This is a genomic window from Ornithinimicrobium cryptoxanthini (genome assembly GCF_023923205.1).
In the GTDB taxonomy this organism is placed as follows: domain Bacteria; phylum Actinomycetota; class Actinomycetes; order Actinomycetales; family Dermatophilaceae; genus Ornithinicoccus; species Ornithinicoccus cryptoxanthini.
Genome location: NZ_CP099490.1, coordinates 3,627,153 through 3,648,175, shown reverse-complemented (window position 1 = coordinate 3,648,175; position 21,023 = coordinate 3,627,153). Strand labels below are relative to the sequence as shown.

The 21,023-nt window shown below is 69.9% G+C and carries 26 protein-coding genes; 13 read left to right on the top strand and 13 right to left on the bottom strand.

Annotated features, from left to right (window positions below; all coding sequences use genetic code 11):
* Positions 1–48: 48 nt before the first annotated feature.
* The 3 genes from NF557_RS16895 to mgrA all read left to right on the top strand — a co-directional run bounded on the left by NF557_RS16895 (position 49) and on the right by mgrA (position 3,638).
* Positions 49–534 (top strand): mycothiol transferase, encoded by a 486-nt coding sequence (locus NF557_RS16895; RefSeq protein WP_252620937.1) that lies wholly within the window; start codon positions 49–51, stop codon positions 532–534.
* A 255-nt stretch (positions 535–789) separates the two neighbouring features.
* The gene (locus tag NF557_RS16890; RefSeq protein ID WP_252620936.1) at positions 790–2,604 is read left to right on the top strand and encodes an alpha-amylase family glycosyl hydrolase; all 1,815 of its coding nucleotides are present in this window, start codon (positions 790–792) and stop codon (positions 2,602–2,604) included.
* Complete coding sequence (mgrA, locus tag NF557_RS16885; RefSeq protein ID WP_252620935.1) at positions 2,604–3,638, top strand: L-glyceraldehyde 3-phosphate reductase; 1,035 nt, start codon at positions 2,604–2,606, stop codon at positions 3,636–3,638. Before NF557_RS16890 ends, mgrA begins: the two co-directional genes overlap by 1 nt.
* A gap of 81 nt (positions 3,639–3,719) precedes the next feature.
* Here mgrA and NF557_RS16880 read toward each other — a convergent pair whose 3' ends face one another.
* The 3 genes from NF557_RS16880 to thiD are packed head-to-tail and all read right to left on the bottom strand — an operon-like array spanning position 3,720 to position 6,257.
* Positions 3,720–4,466 (bottom strand): B3/B4 domain-containing protein, encoded by a 747-nt coding sequence (locus NF557_RS16880; protein ID WP_370584229.1) that lies wholly within the window; start codon positions 4,464–4,466, stop codon positions 3,720–3,722.
* Between the two features lie 49 nt (positions 4,467–4,515).
* Positions 4,516–5,454, bottom strand: a complete 939-nt coding sequence (locus NF557_RS16875; protein ID WP_252620934.1) for an EamA family transporter — start codon at positions 5,452–5,454, stop codon at positions 4,516–4,518.
* The gene (gene thiD / locus NF557_RS16870; protein ID WP_252620933.1) at positions 5,451–6,257 is read right to left on the bottom strand and encodes a bifunctional hydroxymethylpyrimidine kinase/phosphomethylpyrimidine kinase; all 807 of its coding nucleotides are present in this window, start codon (positions 6,255–6,257) and stop codon (positions 5,451–5,453) included. The genes NF557_RS16875 and thiD overlap by 4 nt, the downstream gene beginning before the upstream one ends.
* 102 nt (positions 6,258–6,359) lie before the next feature.
* On the opposite strand from thiD, the gene NF557_RS16865 reads away from it, so the two are divergent.
* Positions 6,360–6,968: a biotin transporter BioY gene (locus NF557_RS16865; RefSeq protein WP_252620932.1), complete on the top strand. Its 609-nt coding sequence runs from the start codon at positions 6,360–6,362 to the stop codon at positions 6,966–6,968.
* Positions 6,969–6,985: 17 nt separating this feature from the next.
* Positions 6,986–7,324: a cupin domain-containing protein gene (locus NF557_RS16860; protein ID WP_252620931.1), complete on the top strand. Its 339-nt coding sequence runs from the start codon at positions 6,986–6,988 to the stop codon at positions 7,322–7,324.
* A gap of 21 nt (positions 7,325–7,345) precedes the next feature.
* Here NF557_RS16860 and moaA read toward each other — a convergent pair whose 3' ends face one another.
* From moaA to NF557_RS16835, 5 genes are all read right to left on the bottom strand, one after another.
* Positions 7,346–8,323, bottom strand: coding sequence for a GTP 3',8-cyclase MoaA (moaA, locus tag NF557_RS16855; protein ID WP_252620930.1), 978 nt, complete (start codon positions 8,321–8,323; stop codon positions 7,346–7,348).
* Positions 8,323–8,841: a MogA/MoaB family molybdenum cofactor biosynthesis protein gene (locus NF557_RS16850; protein WP_252620929.1), complete on the bottom strand. Its 519-nt coding sequence runs from the start codon at positions 8,839–8,841 to the stop codon at positions 8,323–8,325. The genes moaA and NF557_RS16850 overlap by 1 nt, the downstream gene beginning before the upstream one ends.
* A 114-nt stretch (positions 8,842–8,955) precedes the next feature.
* Positions 8,956–9,339 carry a fluoride efflux transporter FluC gene (locus NF557_RS16845; RefSeq protein WP_252620928.1) on the bottom strand — a complete coding sequence of 128 codons (384 nt, stop codon included), beginning with the start codon at positions 9,337–9,339 and terminating at the stop codon, positions 8,956–8,958.
* Positions 9,332–9,757, bottom strand: a complete 426-nt coding sequence (gene crcB / locus NF557_RS16840; RefSeq protein ID WP_252620927.1) for a fluoride efflux transporter CrcB — start codon at positions 9,755–9,757, stop codon at positions 9,332–9,334. The genes NF557_RS16845 and crcB overlap by 8 nt, the downstream gene beginning before the upstream one ends.
* Positions 9,758–9,763: 6 nt before the next feature.
* On the bottom strand, positions 9,764–10,282 hold the full coding sequence (locus NF557_RS16835) for a universal stress protein (protein ID WP_252620926.1): 519 nt from the start codon (positions 10,280–10,282) through the stop codon (positions 9,764–9,766).
* An 89-nt stretch (positions 10,283–10,371) separates the two neighbouring features.
* On the opposite strand from NF557_RS16835, the gene NF557_RS16830 reads away from it, so the two are divergent.
* Complete coding sequence (locus tag NF557_RS16830; RefSeq protein WP_252620925.1) at positions 10,372–10,854, top strand: nucleoside deaminase; 483 nt, start codon at positions 10,372–10,374, stop codon at positions 10,852–10,854.
* A 43-nt stretch (positions 10,855–10,897) separates the two neighbouring features.
* Here the strand turns inward: NF557_RS16830 and NF557_RS16825 are convergent, their stop codons facing one another.
* Complete coding sequence (locus NF557_RS16825; RefSeq protein ID WP_252620924.1) at positions 10,898–11,278, bottom strand: DUF1304 domain-containing protein; 381 nt, start codon at positions 11,276–11,278, stop codon at positions 10,898–10,900.
* Between the two features lie 40 nt (positions 11,279–11,318).
* Here NF557_RS16825 and NF557_RS16820 point away from each other — a divergent pair, with 40 nt between their 5' ends.
* Both NF557_RS16820 and NF557_RS16815 read left to right on the top strand, forming a co-directional pair.
* Positions 11,319–12,014 carry a M50 family metallopeptidase gene (locus tag NF557_RS16820; RefSeq protein ID WP_252620923.1) on the top strand — a complete coding sequence of 232 codons (696 nt, stop codon included), beginning with the start codon at positions 11,319–11,321 and terminating at the stop codon, positions 12,012–12,014.
* 51 nt (positions 12,015–12,065) lie between these two features.
* Positions 12,066–13,052 (top strand): GNAT family N-acetyltransferase, encoded by a 987-nt coding sequence (locus tag NF557_RS16815; RefSeq protein ID WP_252620922.1) that lies wholly within the window; start codon positions 12,066–12,068, stop codon positions 13,050–13,052.
* A 15-nt stretch (positions 13,053–13,067) separates the two neighbouring features.
* Here NF557_RS16815 and ilvA read toward each other — a convergent pair whose 3' ends face one another.
* Positions 13,068–14,348, bottom strand: coding sequence for a threonine ammonia-lyase IlvA (ilvA, locus tag NF557_RS16810; protein ID WP_252620921.1), 1,281 nt, complete (start codon positions 14,346–14,348; stop codon positions 13,068–13,070).
* A 225-nt stretch (positions 14,349–14,573) separates the two neighbouring features.
* On the opposite strand from ilvA, the gene NF557_RS16805 reads away from it, so the two are divergent.
* Both NF557_RS16805 and NF557_RS16800 read left to right on the top strand, forming a co-directional pair.
* Positions 14,574–14,840, top strand: coding sequence for a type II toxin-antitoxin system VapB family antitoxin (locus tag NF557_RS16805; RefSeq protein ID WP_252620920.1), 267 nt, complete (start codon positions 14,574–14,576; stop codon positions 14,838–14,840).
* Between the two features lies 1 nt (position 14,841).
* Positions 14,842–15,282, top strand: coding sequence for a TA system VapC family ribonuclease toxin (locus tag NF557_RS16800; protein WP_252620919.1), 441 nt, complete (start codon positions 14,842–14,844; stop codon positions 15,280–15,282).
* Between the two features lie 94 nt (positions 15,283–15,376).
* Here NF557_RS16800 and NF557_RS16795 read toward each other — a convergent pair whose 3' ends face one another.
* Together NF557_RS16795 and NF557_RS16790 are read right to left on the bottom strand one after the other, a co-directional pair.
* On the bottom strand, positions 15,377–16,402 hold the full coding sequence (locus NF557_RS16795) for a 6-phosphofructokinase (RefSeq protein WP_252620918.1): 1,026 nt from the start codon (positions 16,400–16,402) through the stop codon (positions 15,377–15,379).
* A gap of 117 nt (positions 16,403–16,519) precedes the next feature.
* Complete coding sequence (locus NF557_RS16790; protein ID WP_252620917.1) at positions 16,520–17,266, bottom strand: class I SAM-dependent methyltransferase; 747 nt, start codon at positions 17,264–17,266, stop codon at positions 16,520–16,522.
* Between the two features lie 82 nt (positions 17,267–17,348).
* On the opposite strand from NF557_RS16790, the gene NF557_RS16785 reads away from it, so the two are divergent.
* The 3 genes from NF557_RS16785 to NF557_RS16775 all read left to right on the top strand — a co-directional run bounded on the left by NF557_RS16785 (position 17,349) and on the right by NF557_RS16775 (position 19,976).
* Entirely contained in the window at positions 17,349–18,566 is a 1,218-nt protein-coding gene (locus NF557_RS16785) for an alanine racemase (protein WP_252620916.1), read from the top strand.
* A gap of 75 nt (positions 18,567–18,641) precedes the next feature.
* The gene (locus tag NF557_RS16780) at positions 18,642–19,139 is read left to right on the top strand and encodes a glutathione peroxidase (RefSeq protein ID WP_252620915.1); all 498 of its coding nucleotides are present in this window, start codon (positions 18,642–18,644) and stop codon (positions 19,137–19,139) included.
* 9 nt (positions 19,140–19,148) lie between these two features.
* Positions 19,149–19,976 carry an MOSC domain-containing protein gene (locus tag NF557_RS16775; protein ID WP_252620914.1) on the top strand — a complete coding sequence of 276 codons (828 nt, stop codon included), beginning with the start codon at positions 19,149–19,151 and terminating at the stop codon, positions 19,974–19,976.
* Here NF557_RS16775 and NF557_RS16770 read toward each other — a convergent pair.
* Positions 19,966–21,000, bottom strand: coding sequence for an NAD-dependent epimerase/dehydratase family protein (locus NF557_RS16770; RefSeq protein WP_252620913.1), 1,035 nt, complete (start codon positions 20,998–21,000; stop codon positions 19,966–19,968). The genes NF557_RS16775 and NF557_RS16770 overlap by 11 nt on opposite strands.
* Between the last annotated feature and the right edge of the window lie 23 nt (positions 21,001–21,023).

Genomic DNA, 21,023 nt, shown 5'->3' with positions numbered 1-21,023 from the left:
CGGCCAGCGGCCGGAGAGTGTCCGGGTGGTCTCACGTACGGTGCCGGTATGACGCGCGAACGGTCCCTGCTCTTGGACCACCTCGAGGCAGAACGGAACCATGTGCTGGCTGCCGTGGACGGGTTGGACGAAGCGAACCTGACCCGCACTATCGCTCTTTCGGGTTGGTCAATCGCCCAGTTGCTGAATCACCTGACCTACGACGATGAGATCTTCTGGGGAAACGCCATAATCGGTGGTGATCAAGAAGCTATTGGACTGATCCAAGACGGCTGGAAGGTTCCAGTGACCTCTGGCGATGAGGCCGTGGAGTTGTACCGTCACTGGGCACGCCGCGCCGACGCCGTGCTTGCCGAGGTAGACCTTGACGCCCCACCGCGCTGGTGGCCTTCGGAGGAAGTGTTTCCCTTTCCCCCGTTCGCGGACGCTCGCCAATGCCTGTTCAGGCTCCTCCTGGAGACCGCCACCCACGCCGGTCATCTGGACATGGCTCGCGAGGGGATCGACGGACACCAGCACCTGGTCGTCAATTGATCCCGACGCTGCTACCTGGGTGGCGGCGAGGGGACTCGAACCCCTAACCCCCTGCTGGCAAAAAAGGAGTCCTACGGCAACAGGGCGCGGACCCTGGAGAAGCGGCGCTGGCCGCGCTCCGCGTCAACGGCTGACGACCACCGGCACCGGGAGGCTCGCACGATCCGGGTGCGGGCCCGTCGAGACCCTTTTCGCGCAGGGCAGACAGGTGCCATCGGAATCGCACAGTAATCTTTCTGAACGTAGGTTTGGCTCATGGCTCTCACTGCTCCCTCTCCCCACGCCGGCATGGGGGCGACCCTGCACGAGGACGGCGTCACCTTCCGCGTCTGGGCGCCCAACGCTGAGGGCGTTGCCATCACCGGATCGCACGATGGCTGGGACTCTCCAGACGAGATGTCTCGCGACGGTGACGGCTCCGCGGGGACCTGGTCGGTGCACGTCCCCGGCGTCGAGCCAGGGACTGAGTACCAGTTCCGGGTCCGCACCAATGGCGGCGAGGACGTATGGCGCGCCGACCCTTATGCGCGGATGATGACCAACTCGGTGGGCAACTCCATCGTCTATGACCCTCACGCGTTCGACTGGGGCGCAGACGACTTCACGATGCCTTCCTGGGACGACGTGGTCATCTATGAGCTGCACGTCGGCACCTTTGCCGCCGACGAGCACCACCGGGGCACCTTCGACCGCGCGGCCGATCGGCTGCCCTACCTGCGCGAGCTGGGCGTCTCGGTGGTCCAGGTGATGCCGCCGTCGGAGTATGCCGGTGACATCAGCTGGGGCTACAACCCGGCGCATATGTTTGCGGTCGAGTCCTCCTACGGCGGGCCGGACGCGTTCAAACGGTTCATCAAGGCGGCCCACGAGCACGAGATCGCCGTCATCGTCGATGTCGTGCACAACCACATCGGGCCGTCCGACCTAGACCTGTGGCGCTTCGACGGCTGGTCCGAGAACGACGGCGGCGGGATCTACTTCTACAACGACTGGCGAGCCGAGACACCGTGGGGTGCGACCCGGCCGGACTACGGCCGGCCGATGGTGCGGCAGTTCCTCTATGACAGCGCCAAGCTGTGGCTCCAGGAGTTCCGCTGCGACGGGCTGCGCTTCGATGCCACGTCCTTCATCCGGTCGGTCGACGGCACGGTCTATGAGGCGGACAAGCTGATCCCCGACGCGACGGAATACCTCCAGGCGCTGACCGCCGGCCTGTCTGGCGCGCAGCCGTGGAAGCTGCTGATCGCCGAGGACCTGCAGAACGATGCGACCGTCACCATGCCGGTGGACCAGGGCGGTCTGGGTTTCCACGCCCAGTGGGACGCTGGCTTCGTGCACGTCGTCCGGGACGCACTGACCCAGCTCGACGACGACAACCGCGACATGAATGCAGTGGCGGACGGCATCCTCGGCACCGGTCGTGGCGCCGCTGGGACCCGGGTCATCTACACCGAGTCCCACGACGAGGTGGCCAACGGCAAGACCCGCGTGCCGGAGGCGATCGCACCCGGCGCAGCAGACAGCCTGGCCGCCAAGAAGCGGGCCACCCTGGGCTCGGCCGCGGTCTTCTTCTCGCCCGGTGTGCCGATGTTCTTCCAGGGTCAGGAGATGCTGGCCGATCGCTACTTCGATGACTCGGTGCCGTTGGACTGGAGCGACCTGAGGACCCATTACGGCATCGCCAACCTGCATCGCCACATGATCGCCCTGCGCCGCAACCGGGCGGGCACGACCGCCGGTCTGCGCGGACCCAACGCGGACGTGATCCGCGCCGACCAGGAGCATGGCCTGATCGTGCTGCACCGCTGGGCCCAGGGAGGGCCGCACGACGACACGATCGTGGTGCTCAACTTCTCGGCCTCGCCGGTCGTCGACTACCGGGTCGGGGCACCTCGCCCCGGGCGGTGGGCGGTCCGGCTCAACGCTGACTCGTCCGTCTACGACAGCGCGTTCAGTGACCACCCCGTCTTCGACGTGGAGACGGACCCGACCCCGGCCGACAACTGCGCGCAGAGCGCGACGCTGGCGGTGGGGGCCTACAGTTTTGTCGTCCTCTCACTGGAGCCCTGATGCCGCACACCCCGGACGCTGGTCGCTACGACACGATGCCCTACCGCCGCAGCGGACGGTCCGGACTGGACCTGCCTGCGGTCTGTCTGGGCCTGTGGCACAACTTTGGTGATGACGTCTCGTTTGAGCGCCAGGAGCAGGTGCTGCGTCGCGCCTTCGACCTCGGCATCACGCACTTCGACCTGGCCAACAACTACGGACCGCCGTATGGCGCGGCTGAGGAGAACTTCGGCCGTCACCTGAGCCGGTCGTTCGCCGGGCTGCGCGACGAGCTGGTCATCTCCAGCAAGGCCGGGTGGGACATGTGGCCCGGGCCCTATGGCCAGGTCGGCGGCTCGCGGAAGTATCTGGTGGCCAGCCTCGACCAGTCGCTGAGGCGGATGGGTCTTGACTACGTTGACATCTTCTATCACCACCGGCCGGACCCGAGCACGCCGCTGGAGGAGACGATGGGCGCCCTCGACGCCATCGTGCGGTCCGGCAAGGCACTCTATGTCGGCATCTCGTCCTACTCCGCCGAGGCGACGCAACAGGCCGCCGGGATCCTGGCCGACCTGGGCACGCCGCTGCTCATCCACCAGCCCGTCTACTCGATGCTCAACCGGTGGGTGGAGAACGACGGCCTGCTGGACACCCTCGAGGAGGTCGGCGCGGGCTGCATCGCCTTCTCGCCGCTGGCGCAGGGGATGCTGACGGACAAGTATCTCGACGGCATCCCCGAGGGCTCGCGAGCCAGCCAGGGCAAGTCACTCTCTCCCGACCTGCTCAGCGACGAGTCGCTGCAGCACGTCCGGGCCCTCAACGACATCGCGGCGGCACGGGGGCAAAGCCTGGCTCAGATGGCGCTCGCCTGGGTGTTGCGGGATCCGCGGATGACGTCCGTGCTCATCGGGGCGAGCAGCGTGGCTCAGCTGGAGCAGAACGTGGCAGCCATGGACAACCTGACCTTCTCCCAGGCGGAGCTGGCACAGATCGACCAGCACGCCGTGGACGCCGGCATCGACCTGTGGAAGCAGGCCCGCGAGGGGTCCTGACCCAACCCCGGAAACGGCTGGGTGGGTCGGTGCTGCCCCCCGAGGTGGGGGAGAGGAACAGGTGTGTGCGGTGGCGCAGGGTCAGCCGCTCGGTCGGCCCAGCAGCTGGCGCCGCACGGTGAGCTCTGCCCCGGAGGTGCTCAGGTGCGCGACGAGTTCGTCTGCCACGGTGGCCAGCTCCTCGTCGGTGCACGGGTCCAGCGCGTCGATGATGAACAGCGCGCGGGTGGTGCTTTCGCTCAGCTGCGTCCGGCGGGCCTGGCGCCAGTTCCACCGCCGGCAGGTGACGCCCTCGTCGTCACGCCACACGACCTCACCTGGCTCGGGGTGTTCCATGACCCCGACACCCTCGGCGGTGGTGTCGAAGGGCTCTTCGCCGCTGGCCCGGACGAGACGCGGCACCCCGACATAGCGATCCAGGTCCTCGCCGCCGATGGGGACCTGGTGCAGCACGGAGATGGCGTTGTAGGTGTCGGTGAGCCGGTTGATCCGCGGCAGCCCGGCCGGAGCGCGTCGCGTCAGGGCCTCCAGGCTGTTGCGGGTGCGCTGCGGCTTGGCGTCGAAGGCACGATAGGCCTCCCGCCAGGCTGCGACGTGCGGCAGATCCTCGACGGCGCTCTCTGCCAGGGCTGCACGGGCGAACTCCTCCGCCCGGGTCAGCAGGGCCTCACTCATGGCGTCGCCCGGGCCAGGGATGAGTCCGTCCACCGTGAGCAGCAGTGCGCGGTAGTCGGGCCGCAGCTCCAGCACCTCCGGTGCCACCGAGCCCAGGTCTGCCGAGGCTGCAACCACCGTCTCATCGCCCGCCGTCCCGTCACCCAACGTCACGTGGCCACGATAGCGAGCCACTGACGCTGAGCTGTCGGTGCGGTAGGAGCTACGGCACGACATAGCCGGGGTCAGCGTCATGCGAGTCCGGCAGCAGCTCGTCCGGGGAGCGCGCCGCCGTGCGTTCGGCACCGATGCCGGCCGCGACGACAAACAGGATGCCGATCACCGGGAGCGAGCCGGGCTGCTGGCTGAGGATGAGCAGCCCGAGCAGGAGCGCCATGGCTGGCTCCAGTGCCATCAAGGTGCCGAACGTCGCGGTCCGCATCCGGCGCAGGGCGAGCATCTCGAGGGCGAAAGGCACCACCGGCAGCAGCACGGCCAGGCCCAGGCCGATGAGGGCGTTCTGCCAGGTCAGCTCCGGGATGACCGACCAGCCCAACAGAGCGGTGGCGACCAGCGCCGCCACCGGCATCGAGATCGCAAGCCCCTCCAGCCCGGAGACCGCGTCCCCGACCCGCTGCGTGAGCAGGATGTAGAGCGCCCAGCAACCCGCCGCGGCCAGGGCGAGCGCGACGCCGACCGGGTCGACGCTGCTGCGCCACGGCTCCGTCAGCAGGAGCACGCCGACCAGGGCCAGCACGGGCCAGATCACGCCGCGGCGGTCCTTGCTGCGGAATACGGCGACGCCCAAAGGTCCGAGGAACTCCAGAGCGCTCGCGGTGCCGACGGGGATGCGCTCGACGGCATACATGAACAGGATCGTGATGCCGCCCGTGACCACGCCCAGCGCCAGGCAGGCCATCAGGTCCCGCCGGGGCATCTTGAGGGGTCGGGGTCGCACGAAGACCAGGAAGATCAGGCCGGCCCAGGTCAACCGCAGCCAGGCCGCGCCGTCCGGTCCGATCCGGTCAAAGACCGAGAACGCGGCGACGACCCCGAGCTGGACGCAGAACATCGAGCCGAGCGCCATCATCGCCCCGCTTCGAGCGGCCGTGCGGGCGTCCGCCGGTGCCGTCCCCGGACCGCCCACCCGGCCGTCCGTCATACGGCCTGCTGGCACACCACGTCAAAGGGGGCCTGCGAGGCCAGCCGGGCCCGGATGCCCGCGGTGACGAACTCCTTGGCCGCCCGCGCCGCCTCCAGGGGAGAGTCGCCGTGGGCGAGGCGAGCGGTCACTGCCGCCGCCAGGGTGCAGCCCGCGCCGGCGACCGCGACGTCGCCGACCTTCGGGGCGGCGAGCAGCTCGGTGGTGGTGCCGTCATAGAAGACGTCGATCGCCTCGTCGCCGGGCAGGTGCACGCCACCCTTGGCCAGCACGACGGCCCCCGAGGTCTCATGGATCCGGCGGGCGGCCTCGGTGAGCTCCTCGACGGAGGTGATCGTCATCCCCGAGAGCGACTCGGCCTCGAAGTGGTTGGGCGTGACAAACGTGGCCAGCGGCAGGATCTGTGCCTTCAGCGCCGTGTCCGTGTCCAGCGCGGCACCGGGCTCCTGACCCTTGCAGATCAGGACGGGGTCGAGGACGACCTGGCGGAACTGACGCTGCTGCAGGACGCCGGCGACGGTCTCGATCGTGGCCGGGGTGCCGAGCATGCCGATCTTGACCGTGGGGAGCTGGTCCGGTGCATAGGCCGAGGTGATCGCCTCGAGCTGGTCGGAGATGACCTGGGGCTCGACGGGGACGAACCGGTGCTCCCAGTCGGCCTGGGGATCGAAGGAGACGATGCAGGTCAGTGCCACTATGCCAAAGACGTCGAGGGCGGCGAAGGTGCGCAGGTCGGCCTGGGCGCCGGCACCGCCGGTGGCCTCGGATCCGGCGATGGTCAGGGCGAGTGGGACGGAAGTCATCCTCCGATGATGCCACTGTCTGCGCTGCTGCTCTCCATGGGTCGGCGCAGGTCTGTCCGCCTCCCCAGCGCAGCATCCTGGGTACCCCCTACTATCGGTGCCATGACGCTCTCGCTCGCTGTCGGCCGCCCCACCCTCGCCGACCACGTTGTCCCCCGCGGTCTGGTGACCGACATCGCGCTGGTGGCCGGTGGCGCTGCGCTCACCGGGCTGCTCGCCCAGGTCGCGATCCCGCTCTGGCCGGTGCCCATCACCGGTCAGACGCTGGCCGTGCTGCTGGTCGGGTCGACGCTCGGGGCCAGTCGCGGTGCGCTGGCGATGCTGGCGTATGCCGTGGCAGGAGTCGCGGGGATCCCCTGGTTCTCTGACACGGGGCACGGCATCGGGGTGCTGCTGGGGTCGAGTGGAGGTTACATCGTCGGCTTCGTGCTGGCGGCCGCGCTCACCGGGTGGCTGGCCCAGCGCCAGTGGGACCGCAAGTTCCTGCACGCGGCCGTGACCTTCCTCGCAGGCTCTGGTGTGGTCTTCCTGGTCGGGCTGCCCTGGCTGGCCGTGGTGACCGGTGCTGACCTGCAGCAGACGCTCGCCTGGGGGCTGTGGCCCTTCGTCCCCGGTGGCATCGTCAAGGCGCTCATCGCGGCGGCCATCATCCCCGCCGTCTGGCAGGGCGTGCGCCGGCTCGACGCCGCCAAGGGTCGCGACCTGTCGTGATGCAGGGTGGTCTGCCGATGGCGGAGTCGCAGAGCGCGACAGCGGCCGACCTGGGGGTCATGGGGGACCAGTTGCTGCAGGAGGCGACCGAGCGGCCCGACGGGCTGCGCACCCGGCCCGTCCTGCGCGGCCCGTTGATGAGCGCGGTCCTGTTTGCCCTCCGCGCCGGCAGCTCGTTGCCCGAGCACGCGTCGCCGCCCGCTGCCTCGCTGCAGGTCCTGCGCGGTCGGGTCGTGCTCGTGGCGGGCGAGCAGTCCTGGACGTTGGGCGCCGGTGAGCTGCTGCCGATCCCGCAGGCGCGGCACCGTGTCGACGCCGCGACGGACGCGGTCTGCCTGCTGACGATCCACCGCTGACCCATTTTGGGGTGGTGGACCTCAGCCGCCGATGGCGCTCATCGGTCGGCCGGGCTGCAGGAACCCCGGGTCGTTGATGCCGTGGCCGGGCAGCTTGGCGGTGATGCAGGCGCGGACCAGGGTGGCGAGCTCCTCGTCGGAGGCTCCCTCGCGCAGCGGCGTGCGCAGGTCGGTCTCGGTGTTGGCGAACAGGCAGTTGCGCACCTGCCCGTCGGCCGTGAGCCGGACCCGGTCGCACGCGCCGCAGAACGGCATCGTGACCGAGGCGATGACCCCGACCGTGTCGGGACCGCCGTTGACCAGGAACCGTTCGGCAGGCGCACTGCCACGGTCCTGCACCGGCTCAAGCTCAAAGTGCTCGCGCAGCCGTGCCAGCACCTCCTCGCCGGTGACCATGTTCTCCCGGCGCCAGGTGTGCCCGGCATCGAGCGGCATCTGCTCGATGAACCGCAGCTGGTAGCCGTGGTCCAGGGCAAAACGCAGCAGGTCCGGGGACTCGTGGTCGTTGATGTCGCGCATCAGCACGGTGTTGATCTTCACCGGCTTGAGCCCGGCGGCTGCAGCAGCCTCGATGCCCTTGAGCGTGTCGTCGAGACGGTCGCGACGAGCCAGCGTGCGGAACGTCTCGCGGTCCAGGGTGTCGAGGCTGATGTTGACCCGGGTCAGGCCGGCCTCGACGAGCGAGGGGGCCATCTTGTCCAGCCCGAGCCCGTTGGTCGTCATCGAGACCTCGACACCGAGCGCCGAGATGCCGGCGACCACGTCGACGACGTCGCGTCGCAGGAGCGGCTCACCACCGGTCAGCCGCACCTCGTCGATGCCGAGACCGACGGCGATGCGTGCCAGGTGGATGAGCTCCTCCGTCGTCAGCAGGGTCGGCTTGGCCAGCCACGGCAGCCCCTGCTCCGGCATGCAATAGGTGCAGCGCAGCGAACAACGGTCGGTCAGCGAGATGCGCAGGTCGCGGTGGACCCGGCCATAACTGTCGACGAGAGTCATCAGTGATCAAACCCTACGATCTGGGAAAGGAGGTGTGGCAGCAGCGGCAACAGGGCCTGCGTCGACTGCTCGACGCCCTTGACGCTGCCCGGCAGGTTGACCAGGAGAGTGCCCACGGCACCCTCCTCGGTCGCGTCAGCAACTCCAATCACCCCGCGGGACAAGACCGCCAGAGGAGTATGCCGGGTGCCCTCCCGGCGCAGGTGCTCGGCAACTCCGTGGAGCTCACGGGTCACCAAGCTGCTGGTGGCCTCGGGCGTGAAGTCACGCGGAGACACTCCCGTGCCTCCGGTTGTCACGATGACGCCGAATCCTTCGTCGATGCCCGCCCGGAGCCCCTCGGTGACAGGTTCGACCCCGTCGGTGACCACTCGTGGCCCCATGGTGTCGTAGCCCGCCTCGGTGAGCAGCTCCACCAGCCGCGGTCCCGAGCGGTCCTCGCGGGCACCATGAGCGGCGCGATCCGACACCGTGATCACCAGGACACGGGGCGTCGGTGCATCTGCGAGGTGGCTCATGACCCCATGGTAGGCACCATCGCGCCGGGGACCGCCAGCCCCTACCTGGACATCGCCGGGTTCCTTCCGTGCGCCGCAGCGCTATGAGGTCGGTGTTTCCGTGCCGAGGCACGGTCAGGTGAGGGCCCGGCCCAGGAGGACGCCCGCCGCGGCTGCCGTGACGCACAGCAGCAGAGTGCCCACGGCCGACCAGGCGGCGACCCGCCAGGCGCCCTCGCGCGCGAGCCGGACCGACTCCACCATGGCGGTCGAGAAGGTTGTGTAGCCCCCGCAGAAGCCCGTGGCGGCGACCGCGAAGACGTCGGGGTGGTCGGTGGCGACCGTCGCGCTCAGCACCCCGATCAGGAACGAGCCGGTGACGTTGACCAGCAGCGTGGCAGCCGGGAACCCATGGCGCCACCTCCGGTTCACCAGCGAGTCGACCACGAGCCGTGTCGCGGCCCCGACGCCACCCAGCAGGGCCAGCAGGAGCACCGACACCGGCGCCAGCTCAGTCATGCCGGGCACCGCCGCCGGCACGCTGACCACCCAGCCGGTGGGCCAGGACCATGCCCGCCAGGGCGGCGAGCAGGCCCGCGCTGACGCTGCCCGCGCCATAACCGACCGCCCGGGCAGGCTGTCCGTCAGACCACAGCTCGAGCACCTCCAGGGCCAGGGTGGAGTATGTCGTGAAGCCCCCGAGCAGCCCCGTCCCGAGACCGAGTCGGGCCAGCTGCCGGCGCGGGGTCTCCGCGCCGGTGCGGGACAGGGACTCCAGGAGCAGGCCGAGCAGGAATGCTCCGACCAGGTTCACTGCCAGGGTGGCCCACGGGATGTCCTGTGCGGTGGGGATCAGGTGAGCCGCGGCATACCGACCGGTCGTGCCGAGGACGCCGCCGACCGCGACGACCACGACCAGGAGGGGAGTGAGCCGCACCGTGGGTTAGCGGTCCTTCGTGCCGGGGATCACCAGCACCGCCCGGTGCTGGGTGTGGACCAGGTGGCCGGCGATGGACCCACCGATCACCTCGTTCATCCAGCCGCTGAAGCCGGGACGCCGACCGCCGATGGCGATCATCAGGGCGTCCCACTGCTGGGCGACCTCGGTCAGCCCGCTGGCGATGTCGCCGACCGTCTGCTCCAGCCGCCAGGGCACGTTGACACCGGCCAGCGCGTCCGCGATCTGCCGGTGGACCTGCTCCTTGAGGACCTCGCTGCTGCCGGTCGCCAGGTCCGGGTCGAGCGGGGTGATCAGCCGGGTGCCGTCCAGGCTGGCGCCATAGACGACCTGGGTCGAGTCGACCCACGCACAGACCAGGCCTGCGCCCATGCGGGCGGCCACGCCGGCTGCCTCGAGCACCACGTCGGGGCGTTGGTCGACATCCACGCCGACCACGATGATGGTGTCTGGACCGGGCGAGGGCCAGGTCGGTGGGGTGGGGGAGTTGCTGCTCTCGGTCACGGGAACCTCCTGGTTGCTGGCCCCATCTTGTCGTGAACAGCCGTGCAGCGCAGCCCCGGCGCGGTTGACGACCGGGCTATCGTGTCCGGATGTCGCAGACCGAGCACCACATCCGCCACCTGGAGCATGCGGTGGCCCTGGCGCGGCGTGCCGTGGAGTCTGGGGACGGCGGCCCGTTCGGTGCCGTCGTGGTGCAGGACGGCGAGGTGCTGGCCGAGGGGTGGAACAGGGTGATCGCCACCAACGACCCGACTGCGCACGCCGAGGTCACTGCCATCCGGTCGGCCTGCTCCGCGCTGGGGACCTTCCAGTTGCCGGGCGCCACCATCTACGCCTCCTGCGAACCGTGCCCCATGTGTCTGGGAGCGATCTTCTGGACCCGACCGTCCGCGGTCTATTTCACGTCCACCCGAACGCACGCCGAGCAGGCGGGTTTCGACGACTCCGAGATCTATGACCAGGTCGGGCTGGAGCACACGCACCGGTCGCTGCCCTTCCACCGGCTCGAGGTGGCCGGTGCCACCGAGGTCTTTGAGCTGTGGCGGACCTGGCCGGGGCGCACTGACTACTGACCCACGCCTGCCGCACGCCAGCGTCCCACTCCCCCAACGCTGCTCACACCAACAGGAACAGCACGAACCCGATCGCCGGCAGGGTCCCCTGGGTCAGGGCAGCCACCAGGAACCTGCGGCCGGTGGTCAGCAGCACGACGGCCGCCAGCACCATGGAGGCGGTGGTGAAGAGCACCAGCGTGCGCCCAGCCGTCTGCGAGCCGGTCAGGAACAACACCAGCCCGACCGCCGCTCCGACGCCCAGGAAGAGGTTGTAGAACCCCTGGTTGTAGGCCATCGGCGCGACCGTCTCCGCGGTCTGCTGGTCGCGCAGCCCGAACCGCCTCCAGATCGCGGGGCGGCGCCACCAGAGACTCTCCATCAGGAAGATGTAGCCGTGCAGGAGGGCCGCCAGCCCGACCACGACCGTCGCCAGGATCGTCATCCTCGCAGCGTAGGCCCATGAGCGCGTGGTTCACTGCAGCGTGCGCGAGATCTGGGACGCCGCGACGTCCACCCAGCCCCCGCCGGGGACGACCGGCGCGGTGCTGCTCGCTGCCCTGGCACTCGTGCTGACCTGGTCGCCGACGGGCTATCGCATCGTGCGGCACGCGGTCACGATCGTCCACGAGGCCGGACACGCCACTGTCGCCGTGCTCACCGGCCGGCAGCTGCGCGGCATCCGGCTGCATGCCGACACCTCGGGAGTCACGGTCAGCCGGGGTCGGGCGCGCGGGCCGGGCATGGTCGCCACGGTCGCGGCCGGCTATCCCGCACCGGCCCTCCTCGGGCTTGCTGGGGCGTTCGTGCTCCACCGGGAGTATGCCGTGGGGGCCCTCTGGGGGTTCGTCCTGCTCTGCGCGGTGATGCTGGCGCAGATCCGCAACTTCTATGGGCTCTGGGTGCTGCTCGTCGCCGGCGTCGCGGTCGGCGCTCTCACCTGGTGGCTGCCGGCCCACGTCGCGTCGTGGATCGCCCATCTGCTGGTCTGGGCACTCCTGCTGGCCGCACCCCGGTCGGTGGTCGAGCTGCAACGGTTGCGGCGCCGCGGGGCCGTGCGGACGTCTGACGCCGACCAGCTGGCGCACCTGACCGGCCTGCCTGCCCTCGTCTGGATCGCGGTCTTCTGGACCGTGTGCGTCCTCGCGCTGGTGGGCGGTGGTCTGCTCCTGCTCGGTTGAGCGGTGGAAAAACCACTGGCGGGCCGGGATCGACAGGAGGACCGTGGAGGCATGGACATCGTGCGGGTCACGCCCGACGACACCGCGACCGTGGACCAGCTGGTCGGCCTCAGTGAGGCGATCGTGAAGGTCGACTGTCCGTGGGAGCACCCCTTCACCAGGACGAGGCTGACGGGGATGTTGCGCTATGGCTGGGACGGCGAGCCACCGGAGCAGTATGCCGGCGTGCTGGAGGGCCACGTCATCGGCTCGGCCCGCCTGTGGACCAGTGACTACGACAACCTCGACCTGGCGTGGTTTGACCTGGGTGTGCACCCCGACCACAGGCGTCGCGGCCACGGCACCGCGCTCCTGGCGGCCGTCACCGAGCGTGCGCGCGAGCTGGGCCGCAGCAGCACGGGCATCGGTGGCTGGGAGTCGGCGGCCACCCGGGGTTTTGCGGAGGGAGCGGGTTTCACCTTCGGGCAGGAGGAGGTGGCACGCCGGCTGGACGTGGACGATGTGCCCGATGGCTTCGCCGAGCTGGTCGACCGGGCCCGCCGCGACCACGCAGGCGCCTACGAGTTCCTGACGATGTCAGGACCCGTGCCGCAGGAGCTGCTGGCGCAGATGACCGACCTGCAGGCGGCCATCAACGACGCCCCCTGGGATGACATCGACATGGAGCCGGAGGTCTTCCCGATCGAGCGGTTGCTCGGCTACGAGCAGGCGCAGGCGGCGTCCGGGAGACGGTTGCACCGGGTGATCGCACGACACGCCGCGACCGGGGAGCTGGTCGGCCACACGATCGTGGCGGTGTCGGGCGAGCGTCCTGACTACGGAGACCAGCAGGACACGACGGTCGTGCGGGAGCACCGCGGACACCGGCTGGGCATCGTGCTCAAGGGGCTGATGCTGGACTACCTGCGACGGGTCGAGCCGCAGTGCCGCTCGTTCGATACCTGGAACGCAGCGTCCAACGACCACATGATCGCCGTCAACGAGGCGATGGGCTTCCACGTGATCGGTCGCAGCCTGGCCTACCAGCGCAAGGGCTGACTCTCCCCGTCCGGCTCAGAGGATGAACCGGAAGAGCGGGCTGTCCGGCGGGATGGGCTCGACCTCGATCGGGCTCGCTTCCATGCGGTCCAGCAGCGGCTGCAGGTCCTCGCGGGAACCCAGTTCGATGCCGACCAGCGCCGGACCCGTCTCGCGGTTGTTGCGCTTGGTGTATTCGAACAGTGCGATGTCGTCGTCCGGACCCAGCACGTCGTGCAGGAAGCCGCGCAGGGCACCGGGCTCCTGCGGGAAGTCGACCAGGAAGTAGTGCTTGCGCCCCTCGTGCACCAGGGCGCGCTCGGCGACCTCGGCATAACGCAGCACGTCGTTGTTGCCGCCAGAGACCACCACGACCACGGTCTGACCAGGCTGTATGCCGAGGTCTGGCAGCGCCGCCGCGGCCAGGGCGCCCGCGGGCTCGGTGATGATCCCCTCGGTCTGATAGAGCGCGAGCATCTCGACGCAGACCGCCCCCTCCGCCACCGAGACGAGCTCGGCCCGCCCGTCCCGCACGATCGGGAAGGTGTGGTCCCCCACCCGGCGCACCGCCGCGCCATCCACGAAGGGATCGATCTGCTCCAGGGTGACCGGGCCACCGGCAGACAGGGCGCGCGCCATACCGGCAGCTCCGGCGGGTTCGACCCCCACGACCCGGGCGTCCTGGTCGTGCTCGCGCAGCCAGGCCAGGCCACCTGCGAGCAGGCCCCCGCCGCCGACCGGCATGACCAGCACGTCGGGTGCGTGACCGAGCACCCCGACGATCTCGCGCGTGACGGTGCCCTGGCCGGCGATCGTCATCGGGTGGTCGAAGGCAGGCACCAGCGTCGCGCCGGTGCGCTCGGCGTCCTCGGCGGCGGCAGCGGCCGCCGCGTCATAGGTCGAGCCGGTGACGACGATCTCGACGAGCTCCCCACCGATGGCTGCGACGCGGTCTCGCTTCTGCCGGGGCGTGGTGCGGGGCAAGAAGATCCGTGCCGGCACCTCGAGGCTCGCGCAGGCAAACGCGACGCCCTGGGCGTGGTTGCCCGCGCTCGCGGCGACGACGCCCTTGTGGTGGTCGGCCGGGTCGAGCTGCGAGATGAGGTTGATCGCGCCCCGGTTCTTGTAGGAGCGGACCGGCTGCTGGTCCTCGCGCTTGAGCAGCACCTTGGCCCCGGTCGCCTCCGAGAGTCGCCGGCTGCGCGTCAGCGGGGTGATGCTGACCAGGCCCTGCACGCGCGCGGCTGCCGCGTCGACGTCGGCGGCGGTGACGCGAGCCCCAGCGTTCAGGCGGTCAGTCGGTGCCGAGTTCGTCATGGTTCATGGTGTCACGCGGAAGGAGTCCGTCCGGATGGGGGCTACCGTCGGGACCATGGCTATCGCGACCTATCCCAGCATCGTGGTCGACTGTCCCGACGCCTGACTGGCCCGGTCAGGACGGCCCCCAGCAGATGCACCTTGACCCTCATGGTTACGTGACTTCAGGATTAGCAGGGCCGCGAGAGATGATTTGATGACATTACCCTGATGATATGATGCGCTATGCGCACGACAGTGAATATCGAAGAACGCCTCCTCGCTGAGGCCAAGATCCTGGCGGCGCGGGGGCACCGGACCATTGGGTCGGTGCTGGAGGACGCGCTGCGGCTGCTTCTTGCGGAACACTCCAGGCGGGCCGAGGGGGTGGGGGACTTCAGCCTGCCGACCTTCGAGCCGGCCGATCCTGGTGTTCGCCCCGGCATAGACCTGCTGGACCGCGAGGCTCTGGCGGAGGCGCTCGGGGACAACACCACTGCCTCGCGGAGTTGACGTGCTCTTCCTCGACGTCAACGTCTGCCTCGATGCCTTCCGTCCCACCTCATCGGAGGATGCCGGCAGAGTCCACTCATGGCTGGCGTCACGGGTGACTGGCGATGAGCAGCTCGGTGTCAGCGAGTTCGTGCTGTCGGCGATGGTGCGCATCGCCACGCACCCGAAGATCTATGCCGAGCCCGCGCCTGTGGGTGCGGCACTGGACTTTGCGGACGCGTTGCTGGCGGCACCCGCGACCACCGTGGTGCGGCCGGGCGGGCACCACTGGCGTCTGTTCAGCGACCTGGCCAGGACCTACGACCTGCGGGGCAACCACATCCCCGACGCCTATCTCGCGGCCCTGGCCATGGAGCACGCAGCAACCTTCGTCACCCGAGATCGTCGCATCGGGCGATTCCCCGGGCTGCGCATGCTCGATCCGTCGATCGAGCAGGCTTAAGCGCCGCAGCGTGCGACTCGGTGCTACAGATGCTCAGCCCTCGGCCGGCGTCGCCCTGTTTGCCGTGCCGAAGGCGACACCCGGGCCGGCGTCCTCACCCGAAGAGGATCGCGGCCTCGTCCCAGCGCTCGCGGGGGACGGACTTGCGCTCCCTGGTGGCCTCCGCCAGCCCGACAGAGACGATGTCGGTGCCCTTGAGGGCGACCATCGTGCCCCACTCCCGGCGGTGCACCGCGTCGATGGCGTGGGTGCCGAAGCGGGTGGCCAGCACGCGGTCATAGGAGGTGGGGACACCTCCGCGTTGGAGATGACCGAGCGTCATGCTCCGCGTCTCGATGCCGGTCCGCTCCTCGATGATCGGGGTGAGCTGCTCGGCGATGCCACCAAAGCGGGGGCGGCCCATGTGGTCGACGCCGTGCTTGGCCGAGACGTCCGCACCGGACAGGCGGAAGCCCTCGGCGGCGACGACGACCGGTGCCCGACCGCGGTTGACGGTGGCCTGCACCCAGTCGGTGACCTGCTCGATGGTGACCGGCACCTCGGGGATCAGGATCGCGTGGGCGCCGGAGGCGATGCCGGCGTTGAGGGCGATCCAGCCGGCGTCGCGACCCATCACCTCCACAACCATGCAGCGGTGGTGCGACTCCGCGGTCGTCCGCAGGCGGTCGATCGACTCGGTGGCGATGGCGACCGCCGTCTCGAAACCGAAGGTGACATCGGTCGAGGACAGGTCGTTGTCGATCGTCTTGGGCACCCCGAGGACCGGGATCCCTTCGTCAAAGAGCATCCGCGCGACGGTCAGCGTCCCCTCGCCGCCGATCGCGATGAACCCGTCCATCTCGTGCTTGTCCATCACCTCCCGCACCCGCTCGGCGCCCCCGTTGCCCTCGCCGTAGGGCCCCATGCGCGAGGTGCCCAGAATTGTGCCGCCCTGCTTGGACAGGCCGCGGACCTGTTTGCGCGGCAGCGTGAAGATGTCGTCCTCCACGAGCCCTCGATAGCCGTCGCGGATGCCGAGGAAGGTGTGCTCATAGACCTTGTCGCCCTTGAGCACGATCCCTCGGATCACCGCGTTGAGCCCCGGGCAGTCGCCCCCACTGGTCAGGATGCCGATCTTCACGGGCACAGTCTGTCTGTTCTGAGGTTCCGAGCCAACCCCGGGGCTTCATCTGGGTCTGCGGGCGACATTCACGCCCGCGGGCGCCATCGGAGCCGGCCGGACGGAGGGGGCCGTTGTTCAGCGCGTCAAGGTGACCACGAACTGCTCCTCGTCGCCGGTGACCGCGGTGCCGTCCAGGTCGGTCATGGCGACCACCTGCAGCCCGGCCTCCTGTGCGAGGACGCCGAACGACTCCTGGGTGTGCCAGTGGATCACCCAGTCCCGCTCCGCCACCTCGACCGTCTCGGAGGGCTGCCGAGCCCACCGCTCGTAACGCACGTGCGTCGTGCGCGTGCGGTGCGTGACGTCATACTCCTCGGACAGGGCAGTGAACGCCACCATGGTCCCGTCCTGGGTCTGGACGCGACGGGAGGCCCCCAAGTCGTCCCTGGGCGGCGGGACCCACAGCGGGATCTCTGCGACCCCGCGATCGGTGAGATGCTCCCGGATCGCGGCGAGGGCGCGACGGGCCAGGTCGTCGTCGGGCAGCAGGGTGAAGGTCGGGCCCGCCAGGAAGATGGTCGCAAACCGTCGGTCGAGGTCCAGGTCCTCCATCCGCTGGTGGTGGGTGACGACCTCCAGCCCGGCCGCCGCGGCCCGTTGAGCGCACCGCGCGAGCATGTCCGCCGAGGAGTCGACGCCCTCCACCTCGAGACCACGCCGGCGCAGCTCCAGGAGCGGGTCGCCGTCGCCACAGCCGAGCTCCAGCGCCGGCTCCCCGGAGGCCGCGATGAGGTCGGCATAGCGGTCGGCGGGGAAGTGGGTGCCCTTGAGCAGCGCATAGCCCTCGGCCACGATCCCGGTGTAGTAGTCGGCCGCGTCCATGGTCTCGAGGCTGGCACGGGGTCGGCAACGGTGCCACCTGGTTTTCGCTCCCAGCGACCCAGCGCGTCCTAGAGTCGATCCCATGGAGTCCTGGGACGAGGCCACCGCCGGCCTCACGGCGCCACTGTCGGTGGTCGACCTGGATGCCTTCGACGCGAACGCGGCTGACCTGGTGCGGCGGGCCGGGGGCACCCCCATCCGCGTCGCGTCCAAGAGCCTGCGGGTCCGCTCCCTCATCCAGGCGGCGCTGGACAAGCCCGGCTTCGCCGGCGTGATGGCGTATGCCGTGCGCGAGGCGCTGTGGCTCGCTCGCCCCAGCGCTGGGGCTGGGGCTGGGACTGCTGGGGCTGGGGCTGCTCGGGCTCAGACTGGTGACGCCGGGATCGAGGACGTCTTCGTCGCCTATCCGACGGTCGACACGGCAGCCGTGCGGGAGATTACGGCGGACCCGGTGGTGGCCTCGCGCATCACGCTGACGATCGACAGCATGGAGCACCTCGACCTGCTGGCGTCGGCGGCCGGAGAGCATCCGTTGCGGGTCGCCCTCGATGTCGACTCCTCGCTGCGGTTCGGCCGGGGACGGCTCACCGCCCACCTCGGGGTCCGCCGCTCCTATCTGCGCGACCCGGGTGAGGTGGCCTCGCTGGCCAGGGCCGCCCGCGACCGCGGACTGACCGTGGTGGGGCTGATGTTCTATGACGCCCAGATCGCCGGCCTGCCGGACAGCTCTCCTGCCGTGCGCTGGGTCAAGCGTCGCTCGGCAGAGGAGCTGCTGGTCCGTCGTGCTGCCGTGGTCGCCGCGGCCCGGGAGGTCACCGAGCTGGAGTTCGTCAACGGTGGTGGCACCGGCAGCCTGCATGTCACCGGGGCGGACCCGGTCGTGACCGAGCTCGCTGCGGGCAGCGGACTCCTCGGCCCCACCCTCTTCGACGGCTACCGGTCCTTCACGCCGAGCCACGCCGCGGCATACGCCATCCCGGTGGTCCGACGGCCAGGACCAGGCTTCGTCACCGGGTTCAGCGGCGGCTACATCGCCTCGGGCCCGCCCGGCAGGTCGCGGGTGCCGTCGGTCCTGCACCCGCGTGGCCTCAAGCTGCTCCGCGCGGAGGGGGCCGGCGAGGTGCAGACGCCCGTCCATGGCGATGCCGCCAACGCGGTGGCGCTGGGTGACCGGATCTGGCTGCGGCACGCGAAGTCCGGTGAGCTGTTCGAGCGCTTCGACACCGTGCACCTGGTGCGTGGTGCGGAGCTCGTCGAGTCGGTGCCGACCTATCGCGGCGAGGGGCAGAACTTCGGATGAGCAGGCCCGCTTCGCCGCGCCTCGGCATACCGCAGCCGTCGCGGTCCCGGCCGACCCGGGACGTATCGTGATCTTGTGAGCCTCTATGACATCCCCCTGACCACCCTGGACGGAGAGCCCACCTCCCTGGGTGACCATGCCGGACGCGCTCTGCTGCTGGTCAACGTCGCCTCGCGGTGCGGCATGACGCCGCAGTATGCCGGCCTGGAGCGGCTGCAGGAGACGTATGCCGAGCGCGGGCTGACCGTCATCGGCTTCCCCTGCAACCAGTTCGGCGGGCAGGAGCCGGGCACCGCCGAGGAGATTCAGACCTTCTGCGCCACGACGTATGGCGTGACGTTCCCGATGATGGACAAGGTCGAGGTCAACGGCGCGGACCAGCACGCCCTCTTTGCCGAGCTCACTCGCGTCGCGGACGCCGAGGGCACGGCGGGGGACGTGGGGTGGAACTTCGAGAAGTGGCTGATTGCGCCGAGCGGTGAGCCCGTGGCACGGTTCCGCTCGCGGGTCGAGCCGGAGTCCGATGAGGTCGTCCGAGCGATCGAGGGCGCGCTGCCCGGTCCGGCCGCCTGAGGTCCCGACGTGCGCGTCACTGACCTGCAGATCTATCCGGTCAAGTCACTGGCCGGTGACCGGTTGGACGAGGCCGTCGTCGAGCCCTGGGGACTGGCGGGTGATCGTCGCTGGGCGCTCGTCGACGAGGCTGGCGAGAAGGTCACCGCCCGTGAGGAGCATGCGCTGCTCGGGTTGCGGGCCGAGCAGATCGACGAGGACACGATCCGCATCCACGACCGCGACGGGCAGAGCATCCCGGTTGAGACCCCGCTCGGGCTCGGCCCGGTGCCCGTCAGTCACGCGCGCCAGGGGTTCGCCAACCCCGCCGACGAGGACGTGAACTGGTGGATCGCCGAGCGGGTGGGCCGCCCGCTGCGTCTGGTCTGGCAGGAGGACCCCGCGGTGCGCCGGGTCTCCGGTGCCCACGGCGGCCAGGACGGGGACGTGCTGTCCCTGGCTGATGCCGGGCCGCTCCTGCTGACCTCGCGCGCCTCGCTGACCCGGCTCCGGGAGTGGATCGGGGCGGAGTGGGCGCAGGAGGACCCAGACCTGAGCATGCTCCGCTTCCGGCCCAACGTCGTCATCGACGGGGACGAGCCGTTCGCCGAGGACGGGTGGTCGACGGTGCGCCTGGGTGGGGTGGAGTTCCGCACCGCCGAGACCTGCGACCGGTGCGTGATGGCCACGATCCACCCTGAGGAGCTCGTCTCTGGCAAGGAGCCGACCGCCACCCTCGCCCGGCACCGCAGGTGGGGCGGCAAGACCTGGTTCGGCACCCGGTTGGTCCCGATGGGTTCAGGGTCACTGCGCGTCGGTGACGAGGTCGCTCCGGGCCTCCCGACTCTCAGTCCTTGAGCGAGGAGAGCACGTCCTGCTCCTCGTCCCAGGTCAGACCGGACTTGCGGGCACCGGACCTGCTCGTGACCCAGCGCAAGGTGTCGTGCGCCGTCTCGGACAGCGGCCGAGGGGCCAGACCAGCAGCGAGGGTGGCGCTGATGTCGCGGTCGCACATCCCGGCATACTCCTGTGCCGGCAGCCACAGGGGGAGCGAGCGGGGGCCGGCCCATGGGCGGACATCGTGGGCCAGGAGGGTGTCCGGGTCGACCCAGACAAGCCGGTTGAGCAGGTGGCTCCCTCGCTCGTCCTCGGCGAGCTCGCTGATGCCCCTGGCCGTCTCCTTGAGGAGGTCCTGGAAGGACACGCTCGGCCCGGTCGCGTCAAAGACGCCAGTCAGCTGCTGCTCGGCGGCGCCGACCAGCCACTCCGCCAGGTCGCGGACATCGATCACCTGTGACGGGGCGTCCTGCGGCTCCGGCACCAGGATCCGACCCCCGCGAGACAGTCGCAGCGGCCAATAGGTGTAGCGCCCGCTCGGGTCACCCGGCCCGATGATCAGGCCGGGGCGCACGATGAGGTTGTGACCGTCCATAGCCTGCTGCACGGCCTGCTCGCAGGCGACCTTGTTGCGACCGTAGGCCTCCGGGTTGCTGGTGTCGTCGAGGTCGTCCTCGGCGGGCTCGAACAGGGGAGTCGTGCCTGGTGTGCCCCCCGGCGCGGACAGGTCTGCATAGACGCTGATCGACGAGACGAACGTCCAGTGGGCGACCCGGTCGGCGAGGGCGGTCAGCGCGGTCTGCACCCAGCTTGGCGTGCGGGCCACGTCGATGACGGCGTCCCAGTCGTGCGAGGCCAGGCCGGCCCAAGAGCCGGCAGCGGGGTTCGTCTCCTCCGAGCGGTCCAAGATGATGTGCTGGGCGCCCTTGGGCACCGAGCCGCTGTCGCCACGGGACACACACGCGACATGGTGGCCACGGGCCAGGGCCGCCTTGGCCACGGCCTTGGAGAGGAAGACGCTGCCGCCGAAGATGAGGAGTCTCACCACCCCATCCTGACCCAGGTGGC